Genomic DNA, 13,036 nt, shown 5'->3' with positions numbered 1-13,036 from the left:
TGCGCCGCGCCGTGCGCCGCGCCGCGCCGTGAGCCGCGCCGCGCCGTGAGCCGCGCCGCGCCGTGCGCCGCGCCGTGTCGCGCCGCGCCGTGTCGCGCCGCGCCGTGTCGCGCCGCGCCGCGCGCCGCGCCGCGCCGTGTCGCGCCGTGCCGTGTCGCGCCGCGCCGCGCGCCGCGCCGCGCCGTGTCGCGCCGCGCCGTGCCGTGTCGCGCCGTGCCGTGTCGCGCCGTGCCGTGTCGCGCCGCGCCGCGCCGTGCCGTGTCGCGCCGCGCCGTGTCGCGCCGCGCCGCGCCGTGTCGCGCCGCGCCGTGTCGCGCCGCGCCGTGTCGCGCCGCGCCGCGCCGCGCCGTGTCGCGCCGCGCCGTGTCGCGCTGCGCCCTGCGCCGTTCCGTCCCAGATCGCGGCTGTCGGCCGGGCCTAGGTGCCGCGACGGGCGCTGGCAAGCGCGGCCAGCGAAAGGAGGATCCCCTAACCGGTTGGCCCAGGCTCGTGGCGCCGTGGTCAGTCGCGCCGGACGAGGCCTGGGCCGGCGATGATGTCGATGTCGCCGTCGGTGATCTCGTGGCCGGCGGCGCAGCGGAGCACCGCGCGGATCGGTTCGCCGCAGTCGTGGTGGGTGGCGACGACGGACGGCCCGGTGTCGGTGGCGGCCCAGGTGTCGCCCCAGTTGCGCAGTGCGGTGATGACGGGCAGGAGGTCGCGGCCCTTGCGGGTGAGTTGGTACTCGTGGCGGGTGCGCTGCCCTGGCTCCCGGTAGGGGATTCGTTCGAGCAGTTCGGCGGCGACCATGTCCTTGAGGCGGGCGGCCATTGCCGGCTCGCCGACGCCGACCCGGCGGACGAAGTCGTCGAAGCGGCGTGTGCCGAGCAGGGCCTCGCGCATGATCAGGACCGTTGATCTGCTGCCCACGATGTCCATCGCCCGGGCTACCGAGCAGTTCTCGCTCGTCCAGGAATCGCGATCGTCTCGTAGGTCCTCCATGCCGACCAGCCTACCTGACTTGCATGAATGCTAGCCAGGTGCTTCACTGGATCGCGCTGACTTCAGCATACGCAAGTCAGACCATCAGCCTGAAGGATCCCAGTGACCACCAGCGCCACGGCCCCGACCCCGCCCGGAGCGACCCCGCGCGGAGCGACCCCGCACGGGAAGATCCCACCTGCATCAGCCACCCCTGCCCGCTCATCCCTGCGTGGCTCCCGCCCGGTGACCCTGATCGCCATGTGCCTGGGCGCGATGATCACGTTCCTGCAGATCACCGCGACCGTCTCCGCGTTGACCACCATCCAGCGGGACCTGCGGGTCGACCCCACCACTCTGGTCTGGATCCCCAGCGCGTACACCTTGATGGTGGCGAGCGTCGTGCTGTCCGCGGCCACCTTGGGCAGCCGCTTTGGCCGTAAGCGCATGTTCGGTGCCGGGGTCGTCGCGATGATCGTCGGCGCAGCGGTCGTGGCTGAGGCTCCGACCGTCGGGTGGGTGATCGTCGGGCAGTTGGTCGCCGGCCTCGGCGGGGCGCTGATCCTGCCGAACAGCCTGGCGATCCTCGGCGCGACGTTCACCGATCCGCACCGACGGACCGAGGTCATCACCGCCTGGTCGGCGGCGTCCGGCATCGGCCTCGCGATCGGCCCACTCATCGCCGGCTTCCTGCTGCGGCACTACCAGTGGCACAGCGTCTACCTGTCGACGATCGTGCTGGGTCTGGTCACCCTCGTCGTCGCCATCGTCGGGGTGGTCGAGTCCCGGCCGAGCGCTGCCCGACTCGACGTGCCCGGCCTGCTGCTGGGTACCGTCGCCATCGCAGCCGCCGTCTACGCGCTGATCCAGGGGGGCAAGGTCGGCTACACCGACCCGGTGGTGTCGACGGCCTGGGTCGTCGCGGTCGTCGCGCTTGTCGCGTTCGTGCTGGTCGAGCTGCGGACCAGCGCGCCGATGCTCGACGTGCGGCTGTTCCGGTCCGCCTCGTTCAGCGCCGTCATGGTCGTCGGCGCGGTGTCGCTGTTCGGCTTCACCGGCGTGGCGATCCTGCTGGTCCTCTTCCACGAACGTGCCCAGGCGCTCAGCCCGCTGGACACCGGTTGGCGAATGCTGGTGCTCTTCGGCGCGTACGTGCTGGTCGCCTTCGGCGCCGGGCGCGCGATCCGCCGTACCGGATTCAAGGCGCCGTTGACCCTCGGTCTGGTCCTCGGTGCGGTGGCCAGTTTCGCGCTGGCCAACCAGGGGCCGACCACGTCGTTCGGTGACCGATGGGCGCTGTTCGCGTTGTTCGGCGCGGCCACCGGACTGGTGGTGGCGCCGGCGACGGCGGCGGCGTTGGCCAGCGTCGCGCCCGCCCAGGCCGGTATGGCCTCCGGTGCGGTGAACGCCGCCCGCCAGGTCGGCTCGGTACTCGGCTCGTCCCTGCTCGGCACGCTCCTGACGACCACGATGGTGGCCGACCTGCCGGACCGGCTCGCCGCGCACCAGATCGACGAACCCACCCGGACCGCCGTGCGAGCGGCGGTGGCCTCCGGCGCCAACGGCAGCCAACCCCTGCCCGACCCGGTCCGGGCGGCGATCGCGGAGGCACTGACCTCCGGTGTCCAGGCCGGGCTGCGGGTCACCGGCATCGTCTTCCTCGTCACCGCGGTGCTGGCGCTCACCCTGATCCGCAACCGGCCGCACCAGCACTGAGCCGCACGAACGCTAGGAGCCGAGCGCGTCCAGTTCCTCGATGACGTCGGTCGGCAGTTTCAGGTCGGCCGCCGCCATGTTCTCCCGCAGGTGCGCCAGGCTGGAGGTGCCGGGGATCAGCACGGTGGTGGGAGAACGCTGAAGCAGCCAGGCGAGGGCGACCTGCTGCGGTGAGGCACCCAGTCGGGCGGCCACGTCGTCGAGCGTGTCGGACTGCAACGGCGTGAACCCGCCGAGCGGGAAGAACGCCGCGAACGCGATGTTCTCCGCCGCGCACCTGTCGACCAGGGCGTCATCCCGGCGGTTGGCGAGGTTGTAGAGGTTCTGCACGGTGACCACCGGCGCGATGGCCTGGGCCTCGTCGAGCTGGTCGAGCGTCACGTTGCTGAGCCCGAGGTGCCGGATCAGGCCCTCCTGCCGCAGCTCCGCCAGGGCGGAGAACTGCGCACCGAGCGGCGCGTCGCCGGTGCCCTCCGCCACGCCCACCCGCAGGTTGACCACGTCGAGGACGTCCAGGCCGAGGTGCTGGAGGTTCTCCCGGACCTGGGCCTTGAGGTCGTCCGGCTCCTGAGCCGGGATCCACGAGCGGTCGGCGCCGCGGCGCGCGCCGACCTTGGTGACCAGATGCAGACCCTGGGGGTACGGGTGGAGCGCCTCGCGGATCAGCTCGTTGACCACGACGGGCCCGTAGAAGTCGCTCGTGTCGATGTGTCGGACGCCCAGGTCGACGGCCTCGCGGAGTACGGCGAGCGCCTGCTCGCGGTCGCGGGGCGGGCCGAAGACACCCGGGCCGGCCAACTGCATCGCCCCGTAGCCCATCCGGCTCAGGGTGAGGCCGTCAGCGGGGGTGAGGGCACCGCCGGGAAGGTTCTCGCTCATCTCGTCCTCTTGTCTCGGTAGTCGTGGTGACATCCGGGGCCGAACGGATCCGACCCCTCAACGACTGTCCGCCGCGAGTGACCTGGGCGGCAGGGCGAGCTGTTCCTGGTAGTGACACAGCCAGTCACCGGGCCGCCCGGCGATCTACCGTCGGTGGCATGGACGCAACGAACCCGCTCGGCGACTTCCTGCGTGCCCGCCGGGAGCAGACCCGGCCCGAGGATGTCGGACTCGGCCCGGGGGTGGGCCTGCGCAGGGTGCCGGGGCTGCGGCGCGAGGAGGTGGCGATGCTGGCCGGCATCAGCGCCGACTACTACCTCCGACTGGAGCAGGGTCGCGAGCGGCATCCCTCGGTGCAGGTCCTCGATGCCCTCGCCGGGGTGTTGCGACTGGATCCGGAAGCCACCGCGTACATGATCGGGTTGAGCCGGGCGCGGTCGCGGCGGGCGGCCCGACCGGCCGCCGAGCGAGTGCCGGCCAGCATCCTGCACCTGCTGCGGCAGCTCTCCATGCCGGCCTTCGTGCAGAATCGCTACCTGGACATCCTGGCCTCCAACCCGATGGCGAGGGCGCTGTCGCCGAATCTCGCCCCGGGTGCCAACCGACTCCGCGCGGTGTTCCTGGACGAGGCCGAGCGGGAGCTGTTCCGCGACTGGCGGCAGGCGATGCAGAGCGTGGTGGGGCAGATGCGTGCCGACTCGGGCGGGGCCACGGACGACCCGCGGTTGACGGCGCTGGTGGGGGAGTTGTCCCTCAAGAGTGACTGTTTTCGGCAGTTGTGGGCGCGCCACGAGGTGCGTCGGCGGGAGGGCATCGTCAGTCGGCTGCACCACCCCGAGGTGGGCGACCTGGACCTCTACTGCGACAAGCTCGCCGTGGCGGGCGCCGACGGGCAGCTGCTGGTGATCTACCACGCCGAGCCCGGTACCGAGTCCGCCCGCTCGTTGGCGCTGCTCGGCTCGATCGCCGCCAGCAGTGCGGACGACGTGCCGGACAGCCTTCGACCCGGCGACCCGGCCCGTCTCTATCCGCTGGAGTGAGCCGGCGGTCCTGGCCGCTGCGGGCCGCCTGGGTAGGCATGTGCGCGTAGAGACAGGCTTGACGACGGTTGTTTGTGAGTGCACACTTACAAACATGCGATCCACCGCCGAGGCCCGCCGGGTCACCGTCCTGAACACCGCGGTGTCGGTGTTCGCGCGCGCCGGCTTCCACGCCACCCCGGTCACCGCCGTGGCCGCCGCCGCCGGCATCTCCGAGGCGTACGTCTTCCGACTCTTCTCCGGCAAGCTCGGCTTGTTCGTGGCGGCGGCCGGGGCGTGTTTCGACCGGATCGCCGAAGCGATCGAGGCGGGCGCGGAGCGCGCCGGGGGTGGCAGCCCGGAGGAGGTCCTCGACGCCATGGGTGGCGCCTACGCGGAGCTGATCGCCGATCGCGACCTGCTGCTCTTCCAGGTGCAGGCGCAGGCCGTCACGGACATCCCGGAGGTCGCCGAGGCGGTGCGGGCCGGCTACCGGCGGGTCGCGACCTTCGTGCAGAGTCGGGCCCGGGCCAGCGACGCGCAGGTGCAGCAGTTCTTCGCGTACGGCCAGTTGTGCCACCTGATCGTGACGGCCGGCCTGGAGCAGGTCCCGGAGCCCTGGGCCCGCGCCCTGACCGCCGGCATCCGCCACCCCTGACCGACCCCGATGCTGGGCCGCCTCGGCGGCCCAATCTTTTGACCAGCTAAGTGTGTGAGTGCGCACTTACAAACAAAGGAGAACCGGATGACCACCGACATGACGATCACCGAAGTGGTACTGCCCGGCGTGGTGGAGCCTGACGGCCTCCTGCTGCACCGACGCGCGATGCCCGTCCCCGCCCGGGGGCAGGCGCTCGTCCAGGTCGAAGCCACCGGCATCTCGTTCGCCGAGCAGCAGATGCGCCACGCGCTCTATCCCGGCCAGCCGAAGTTTCCGTTCGTGCCCGGCTACGACCTGGTCGGCACGGTGCGGGCGGTCGGCCCCGGCGGGGACGACGCGCTTGTCGGCACCCGGGTGGCGGCGGTCACCAAGACCGGCGCCTGGGCCACGCACGCGCTTGTCGACATCGACGCCCTGGCCCCGGTGCCCGCCGGTCTGGACCCTGCTGCGGCCGAGACCGTCGTCGTCAACGGGGTGACCGCCTGGCAGATGCTGCGGAACGCCGACCTGACGGCCGGACAGACGATCCTCGTGCACGGCGCGAACGGCGGCGTCGGGAGTGTGCTCGTCCAACTCGGCCGACACCTCGGCCTGCGGGTCATCGGCACCGCCGCCGAACGGCACCACGCCGGGCTGCGCGAACTCGGTGTCGAACCGCTCGACTACCGCGACCCGGACATGGCCGCGCGGGTCCGCGAGCTGTCGCCGGGCGGGGTCGACGCCGTCTTCGACCCGGTCGCCGGCCCGGGCGTACGCACGTCGTACGCCCTGCTCGCCCCCGGCGGCACGTTGGTCGTCTACGGCAACGCCGCCGCCGTCGGCACCGGGCAGTCGGTCGCGTGGGTCTTCGTGAAGCTGCTGGCCCGCCTCTACACCTGGAACGCGCTGCCCAACGGCCACCGCGCCGGCTTCTACAACTTCTGGGCCGGCCAGCTCACCCGGCGCGCCGCGTTCCGCCGTCGCCTGCGTACCGACCTCGGCATCGTGCTCGACCTGCTGCGCCAGGGCGTGATCGTGCCGCAGATCGCCGCCCGCTACCCGCTCAGCGAGGTCTCCGCGGCGCTGGTGTTCGCCGAGAACCGCAGCCGGGCCGGCAAGGTGGTGCTGGAGCCCTGACCTCCGGCCCCGCCCGGGGCGCTGCCGTCTCGGGCCGGAGGCGGCCCGGTCGTCACGACGCGCCCTGGGGCGTAGGCCACTCGTGGACGCCGGGCGCCCGGCGGGCGAGGTAGCCTCACGCTCGCACTACGTGCTCCTGCTACCGGGGGAGGACAGGGGGAGGTGGAGCGTGGCCGACATCGGCGAGGTGGTCCGTTGGCTGCAGCTCAACGCGCCCCGGGGCGGCCCGGACGAGGTGTCGCAGTTGGTTGCCCGGGCGGCGCCCCAGATCGATGCCAGCGAGATCGTCATCTATCTGGCCGACTACACGCAGACCCTCCTCGTGCCGCTGCTCGGCGCGGGTGCCGACCGGGATCAGTTGTCCATCGAGACGACGCTCGCCGGCCGGGCCTTCACCACCCTCGACATCCAGCGCGCGCCCGACAATCCGGACCGGCTGTGGGTGCCCCTGCTGCTCGGGTGCGAGCGGATGGGCGTACTGGAAGTCGTCTCGCCGGCCGCCGCCGACGAGGCGATGGACGCCCCGGCCTGGGAGGTGGCGGTCAACGTCGCCCAGATCCTGGTGAACCGCCGGCTCTACGGTGACGTGGTCGAGCGGATGCGGCGGCGGATGCCGATGCAGGTCGCTGCCGAGATCGTGTGGGGCCTGCTTCCGCCGCTGACCTTCGCCACCGACGACCTGGTGGTCACCGCCATCCTCGAACCGTGCTACGACGTCGGCGGCGACATCTTCGACTACGCGTTGAACGACGACGTGCTCAGCGTCGGGCTCTTCGATACCTGCGGGCACGGCATCAAGGCGAGCACCCTGGCCTCGCTGGTGGTCAGCGCGTACCGCAATGCCCGTCGGTGTGGCCTCGACCTGGTCGACACGGCGATCAGCATCGACCGGTGGGTACGTGCCGAGCACCCGAACTTCTTCGCGACCGGGTTGCTCATCGAGCTGGACCGCCGGACCGGCCGGCTCAGCATGATCAACGCGGGGCATCCCGGTGCGATGTTGCTGCGCGACGGCAAGGCCGTTCGGGAACTGCCCGGGCCGACCGCGTTGCCGCTCGGCCTGGGCCACATGTCACCCCGTCGACCGCGGGTGCACGTGGAGGATCTGCACCCGGGCGACCGCATCCTCGCCTACACCGACGGCATCACCGACGCCCGGAGCGAGCAGGGGGAGCAGTTCGGGCTGGACCGGCTCGTCGACTTCGTCAACCGCGCCCTGAACGACGGGCTGCCCAGCCCGGAGACGATGCGTCGCCTGGTCCGCGCGGTCGTCGGCTACCAGGACGACCAGCTCGAGGACGACGCCACGGCCCTCTTCGTGGAGTGGCGGCCACCGCACCTGCCGCTCGCGCACCTCCGCGACCTCGCCGCGCTCCGACCCTGACCTCTCGCGCGCAGTGGGATTTTGCACTCGCAGTGCACTTGTCTCCGATTGCGGGGCTGTCTAGCGTCACCTCATGGCTGACTCATGGACCTTCGCCGTGGCGCGTGACGACCTCGGGCAGACCACGCTCGTCGATGGCTCCATCCCCGTCCTGTCCGACGGCGAGGCGCTGCTGCGCGTGGACCGCGTCGGCCTCACCGCCAACAACGTGACCTACGCGGTGCTCGGCGACTCGATGCGGTACTGGCAGTTCTTCCCACCGGCGGCCCACGGTCTCGGGCCGCAGTGGGGTCTGCCGCCGCTCTGGGGCTTCGCCGAGGTGGTCGCCTCGGCGGTGGCCGGTGTCGAGGTGGGGCAACGGGTCTACGGCTACCTCCCGCCCGCCGGTCACCTCGTCGTGCGGCCGGACCGGGTGGACGCGTCCGGGTTCCGCGAGGCGAGCCCGCACCGGGCCGAGCTGCCGTCGCCGTACAACGCGTACCGGTCGACCACCGGCGACCCGGCGTACCGGCGCGACCAGGAGGACCTGCTGATCCTGTTCCGGCCGCTGTTCTTCACCTCGTTCATGCTGGCCGACCAGGTCGCCGACAACGACTTCTACGGTGCCGAGGCGCTGCTGGTGTCGTCGGCGTCGAGCAAGACCGCGTACGCCGCCGCATTCGAGCTGCACCGGCGCGGACCGCGCCTGGTCGGTCTCACCTCACCGGGCAACCTGGCGTTCACCCGGTCGCTCGGCTGCTACGACGAGGTCGTGTCGTACGACGACATCGACGCCCTCGACGTGGTCCCGAGCGGCTACCTCGACCTGTCCGGCGCGCCCTCGACCCGCGCCGCCCTGCGTCGACGTCTCGGCGACCGGCTCGTCCGGGACATCGCGGTCGGGCTCACCAACCAGACGCCGAACGCCGACGCCGCCGAGGAGGTGTTCTTCGCGCCGGTGCAGATGCGTAAGCGCAGCCACGACTGGGGCCGCGACGGGCTCGACCAGCGGTTCACCGAGGCGTGGCAACGGTTCGCCGCCGTCGTGAGCCGGTGGCTCGACGTTCGGGTGGGTGCCGGGCCGGCGGCCCTCCAGCACGCGTGGCTCGACGTCCTCGCCGGTCGTACGCCGCCCCGGGTGGGCCACGTCGTCCAACTGTGAGCCGGCTCAGGTGGTGGTGGTGTCGTCGGCGAGCTTCTGACGGAGCGTGGCCAGTGCGCGGGTGATCAGTCGGGACACGTGCATCTGCGACACGCCGATCCGGTCGGCGATCTCAGCCTGGGTCAGGTTGCCGTGGAAGCGCAGGCTGAGGATCTGGCGCTCGCGTTCCGGCAGCGTCGCGAGAGCCGGGCCGAGGGCGACGCGGATCTCGACGAGATCGATCTCGTGGTCGTCGTCGCCGAGGGTGTCGCCGAGTTCCCGGTTGCCGTCGCTCCCGATCGGGGTGGACAGCGACGTGGCCCGGTAGGCGCGTGCGCCCTCCAGCCCTTCCAGGACGGTCTCCTCGGACACGTCGAGGTAGGAGGCGATGTCGGCCACCGTGGGCAGGCGACCGAGGGTCTGGGTCAGGACGCCGTTGGCGGCGCTGATCGACAGGCGTAGCTCCTGCAGGCGGCGGGGCACCCGCACCGCCCAGGTGCGATCCCGGAAGTATCGCTTGATCTCGCCGATGATGGTGGGGATGGCGTACCCGCTGAAGTCGATCCCCCGGCTGTGGTCGAAGTTGTCGACGGCCTTGATGAGCCCCACCGAGGCGGTCTGGGCCAGGTCGTCGTCGGGGGCGCCGCGTCCGCTGTAGCGGCGCGCCAGGTGCCGGGCGAGCGGCAGCCACGCCTCGATGGTGCGCTCCCGCAGCGCCGGGCGCTGAGGGTCGTGCGGCGAGGTCGCCGCCAGGGCGGCGAGGAGGTCCTCCGGGCTTCGGTCGCTGTCGCGCCGGCCGACCCGGATGCTGGTGGCGTTGGCGGCGGTGCGTGTGGCGTTCTCGACCATGGTGGACATGGGTGGTCCCCCTCCGGCGTTCGCCCGTCGAACGGATCGACCGGAAGGATCTCCGAACCGGCTTGTCGCCGGGGCGCACCTGCGGGCAGGAGCGCGCTGTCGCAAGGCCACGATCACGGGCCTGGCCACCGCGTCATGTCGTTCACGTGCTGAGGTGACCCTACCCGAACGTCCGACTATTTACTAGCCGAAAGTATGACCCGGGGCAGGTCTAGGCCGTTCGGAGAAGGGGTTGCGCTCCAGCTCAGCCGCGCTGGGCGGGGGCGTCGACAGCAGCCGAGGCCGGCTGGGCGGGCTCCACCGCGAACGGGTGGCGCAGTCGCCGCATGGCCTCCTCGCTGCTGTCGAAGGTCACCGCCGGTCCGTCCAGCACGTCACCGTGCGACGTGGCGAGGAACAGTGCGCGGCGAGGGTTGTCGTTCGATGTCATGCAGGAATCCTGTCTGAGCGAAAGGGGTGCGCCGGGGCCTCGGCAACGTCGGCCGTGCGACCTGGTGGCGCTTCGGCGCACACGCTGGCGCCCGAAGTCTGGTGCCCTGTTGCGCGGGCGAGCGAGCGCCCGGCGACACCGACACCCCGCACCATACCCGCCGCCGCCGACACATATGCGCCGCCGACGGAACCGCCTCGCTTGTGGCGAACCGGCCGCCCGGGAATTCTGTAATCCCACCCGCTGCCGCGAGTCTCCGATCTTGAGGGCGGTCAGCACACCAGCGTGGGCGCCGCGCGGATGAGCACCAGAGGAGTGAGACCCATGTCGTCAGCCGGTCGAGCACTGCCCGAAGTCGGGTTGGTCGTCGCGGCCCGGCAGGGCGACCAGCGCGCGCTCGACGACGTCGTCGCGGCCTCGCTCCCGCTGGTCTACAACATCGTCGGGCGTGCGCTGCGCGGCCACGCCGACGTCGACGACGTGGTCCAGGAGACGTTGGTACGGGTGATCCGGTACCTGCCGGCGCTCAACGACCCGGCGGCATACCGGTCCTGGCTGGTGGCGATCACCATCCGCCAGGTGCGGGACTGGGAGACGCGCCGCCGTGTCGCGCTCAACCGCGATGCCGGGCTGGACGCGATCCACAACGTGCCCGACCCCGCCTCCGACTTCGCGGGGATGACCATCCTCCGGCTCGGCCTGACCGACCAACGACGCGAGGTCGCCGAGGCGACCCGCTGGCTCGACCCGGACGACCAGGAACTGCTCTCGCTGTGGTGGCTGGAGGAGACCGGCGAGATCGACCGGAACGAGGTCGCCGACGCGCTCGGGTTGTCGCCCGGGCACGTCGCGGTGCGGATCCACCGGATGAAGGAGCAGATCCAGAGCGCCCGGGGCGTCGTACGCGCGCTCCGCGCCCGCCCCGGCTGCCCAGACCTGGGCGCCGTGACCGCCGAGTGGGACGGCACGCCCAGCTCGCTGTGGCGCAAGCGACTGGCCCGACACGTCCGTGACTGCGCGTTCTGCGGACGGCTGGGAACCACCCTCCTGCCGATCGACCGACTGCTCGCCGGCATGCCGTTGCTGCCGCTGCCGGCGGATCTCGGCGTCCACCTGCCGAGCGCTGCCGCCCCGGCAGCCGCCGCGCAGGCCGTCCCGCCGCCCGGCCCGACCGCCGCGCCCGCCGCGGCACCGACGGCACCCGGCTCGGTGCCCACCGACGCGGGCGGCGGCCCGAGCGTCGTCGACCTCGCGGTGAACCGGCCCCGTGGCCTCGTGCCGTCCCTCGCCGCCGGGGTGGCCGCCGCCGTCCTGGCCATCACCATGGCGGTGGTGATCCAGCCGGACGACCCGTCCGCGCCCTCGTGGGCTGCGCCGCCGTCTGCCGCGCCCACCGCCGTCGACACCCCGAGCGTCGCGCCCTCGCCGAGCGCACGCCCCTCGTCGAAGGCTCCGGTAGCGCCGGCGGTCAGCTCGGCCCGTAAGGGCGTCGGGGTGTGGAACTTCGCCGGGGCGAGTCAGGCGTTGGCGAACTCCAAGGCCGGTTGGTACTACACCTGGGGCACCCAGCACCCGGGGATCAGCACGCCGCGCGGTGCGACGTTCGTGCCGATGATCCGCAGCGCGGAGAACGTCACCGCCGCAGAACTCGCGCGGGCCAGGGCCGCCGGGCCGTACCTGCTCACCTTCAACGAGCCGGACCTGCCCGAGCAGGCGAACATGACCGTCGAGCAGGCGTTGGACCTGTGGCCGCAGCTGATGGCGACGGGCAGCAAACTGGGCAGCCCGGCGGTCGCCTGGGGTGCGCCGGACCCGCAGGGTTGGCTGGACAGGTTCATGACCGGCGCTCAGGCCCGCGGCCACCGGGTGGACTTCATCACGCTGCACTGGTTCGGCGCCGACTTCACGACCGCCGCCGCGGTGGCCCAACTCCGGCAGTATCTCCAGGCCGTCTACCAGCGCTACCGGAAGCCGATCTGGCTGACCGAGTTCGCGCTGATCCGCTTCGCCGGGGGCGGTTCGCAGTTCCCCAGCCAGCAGCAGCAGGCCGCCTTCCTCACCGCCGCCACCGCCATGCTCGGTCAACTCCCCTACCTACAGCGCTACGCCTGGTTCGGGCTGCCCGCCACGGACAAGGATCGGTCCGGGCTGTTCAGCGACGGGGCCCAGGCGACAGTGGTCGGCCGCGCGTTCCAAGCCGCCCGTTGAGCGCCGACGATCGGATGGACGAGCAGAGCATGGCGCAGCGCCGAGGTCTTCGCGTACGGGCCGGGCGGCTGGTCGGCGTCGCCGCGACCCTGGTCGCCACGGCGGTGGCCGTCGGGCTCAGCCAGGGCTGGGGCCGCACCAACCCGGCACCGGAAACGTCGACGGTGGCGGCGTCGTCGGCCACCGCGGTGCCGACCGCCCCGGTGGTGCTCAACGGCACCGACGACGCCTTCATCCAACTGCTGATCCCGATGAACGAGGGCGCGCTCGCGCTGATCGACCAGCTCGACACCCGCCCGGCGGATCCGTCCCTGCGGGCCCTGCTCGGCGAGGTCCGGAAGGCCCATCAGGCGGAGTTGCGGGACCTGCGGGGGCTCCTGGCCGCGGGCAACGTGCCCGAGCTGAACATTCACGAGGGGCATCAGATGCCCGGCATGGTCACCCAGGCCAGCCTCGCCGAGCTGCGTGCCGCGTCCGACACCGAGGTGTCGTCCCGGGCGGCCGGCCTGATCCGGGCGCACCTCGCGCAGACCGTGGTGCTGTGCCGGGGCGAGCAGACCGCCGGGGGCAGCCCGGAGCTGAGGGCGCTCGCCGGCCGGATCCAGCAGGCGCGGGCCGCCGAGCTGAACGCGTTGGACAACCGGCCCGGCGCGCCCACCGCCGCATCGGGCGGCTGAGCATGCGG

Annotated in this window: 12 protein-coding genes; 8 read left to right on the top strand and 4 right to left on the bottom strand. The window is 72.3% G+C overall.

Features of this window, described 5'->3' with window-relative positions:
- Positions 1 to 501 precede the first annotated feature (501 nt).
- On the bottom strand, positions 502 to 981 hold the full coding sequence (locus tag ACZ6NZ_RS01620) for a winged helix-turn-helix transcriptional regulator (protein ID WP_465854862.1): 480 nt from the start codon (positions 979 to 981) through the stop codon (positions 502 to 504).
- A 225-nt stretch (positions 982 to 1,206) separates the two neighbouring features.
- Here ACZ6NZ_RS01620 and ACZ6NZ_RS01615 point away from each other — a divergent pair, with 225 nt between their 5' ends.
- Entirely contained in the window at positions 1,207 to 2,676 is a 1,470-nt protein-coding gene (locus ACZ6NZ_RS01615; protein ID WP_465854861.1) for an MFS transporter, read from the top strand.
- Positions 2,677 to 2,688: 12 nt separating this feature from the next.
- On the opposite strand, the gene ACZ6NZ_RS01610 is transcribed toward ACZ6NZ_RS01615, so the two are convergent.
- Positions 2,689 to 3,555, bottom strand: a complete 867-nt coding sequence (locus tag ACZ6NZ_RS01610) for an oxidoreductase (RefSeq protein ID WP_465854860.1) — start codon at positions 3,553 to 3,555, stop codon at positions 2,689 to 2,691.
- A 158-nt stretch (positions 3,556 to 3,713) separates the two neighbouring features.
- Between ACZ6NZ_RS01610 and ACZ6NZ_RS01605 the strand changes: the two genes are divergently transcribed.
- The 5 genes from ACZ6NZ_RS01605 (at position 3,714) to ACZ6NZ_RS01585 (ending at position 8,876) form a co-directional block, all read left to right on the top strand.
- Positions 3,714 to 4,595 carry a helix-turn-helix domain-containing protein gene (locus ACZ6NZ_RS01605; protein ID WP_396795318.1) on the top strand — a complete coding sequence of 294 codons (882 nt, stop codon included), beginning with the start codon at positions 3,714 to 3,716 and terminating at the stop codon, positions 4,593 to 4,595.
- Positions 4,596 to 4,689: 94 nt separating this feature from the next.
- Positions 4,690 to 5,232: a TetR/AcrR family transcriptional regulator gene (locus ACZ6NZ_RS01600; RefSeq protein ID WP_465854858.1), complete on the top strand. Its 543-nt coding sequence runs from the start codon at positions 4,690 to 4,692 to the stop codon at positions 5,230 to 5,232.
- A gap of 87 nt (positions 5,233 to 5,319) precedes the next feature.
- On the top strand, positions 5,320 to 6,351 hold the full coding sequence (locus tag ACZ6NZ_RS01595; RefSeq protein ID WP_465854856.1) for a medium chain dehydrogenase/reductase family protein: 1,032 nt from the start codon (positions 5,320 to 5,322) through the stop codon (positions 6,349 to 6,351).
- 169 nt (positions 6,352 to 6,520) lie between these two features.
- Complete coding sequence (locus ACZ6NZ_RS01590) at positions 6,521 to 7,735, top strand: PP2C family protein-serine/threonine phosphatase (protein WP_465854854.1); 1,215 nt, start codon at positions 6,521 to 6,523, stop codon at positions 7,733 to 7,735.
- A gap of 73 nt (positions 7,736 to 7,808) precedes the next feature.
- Positions 7,809 to 8,876, top strand: a complete 1,068-nt coding sequence (locus ACZ6NZ_RS01585; protein WP_465854852.1) for a DUF2855 family protein — start codon at positions 7,809 to 7,811, stop codon at positions 8,874 to 8,876.
- 6 nt (positions 8,877 to 8,882) lie between these two features.
- On the opposite strand, the gene ACZ6NZ_RS01580 is transcribed toward ACZ6NZ_RS01585, so the two are convergent.
- Positions 8,883 to 9,713, bottom strand: a complete 831-nt coding sequence (locus ACZ6NZ_RS01580) for an RNA polymerase sigma factor SigF (RefSeq protein WP_465854850.1) — start codon at positions 9,711 to 9,713, stop codon at positions 8,883 to 8,885.
- Positions 9,714 to 9,957: 244 nt separating this feature from the next.
- A complete protein-coding gene (locus tag ACZ6NZ_RS01575) occupies positions 9,958 to 10,143 on the bottom strand; it encodes a hypothetical protein (protein ID WP_465854848.1) in 186 nt (61 codons plus the stop codon).
- Positions 10,144 to 10,467: 324 nt separating this feature from the next.
- Here ACZ6NZ_RS01575 and ACZ6NZ_RS01570 point away from each other — a divergent pair, with 324 nt between their 5' ends.
- Together ACZ6NZ_RS01570 and ACZ6NZ_RS01565 are read left to right on the top strand one after the other, a co-directional pair.
- Positions 10,468 to 12,351, top strand: a complete 1,884-nt coding sequence (locus ACZ6NZ_RS01570) for a sigma-70 family RNA polymerase sigma factor (protein ID WP_465854847.1) — start codon at positions 10,468 to 10,470, stop codon at positions 12,349 to 12,351.
- Positions 12,348 to 13,028: a DUF305 domain-containing protein gene (locus ACZ6NZ_RS01565; protein WP_465854846.1), complete on the top strand. Its 681-nt coding sequence runs from the start codon at positions 12,348 to 12,350 to the stop codon at positions 13,026 to 13,028. Before ACZ6NZ_RS01570 ends, ACZ6NZ_RS01565 begins: the two co-directional genes overlap by 4 nt.
- Positions 13,029 to 13,036 lie beyond the last annotated feature (8 nt).

The organism is Micromonospora sp. NPDC047756, from assembly GCF_055587245.1.
Note: the sequence above shows the minus strand (reverse complement) of the source record. Positions and strands in the feature narration are given on the sequence as shown.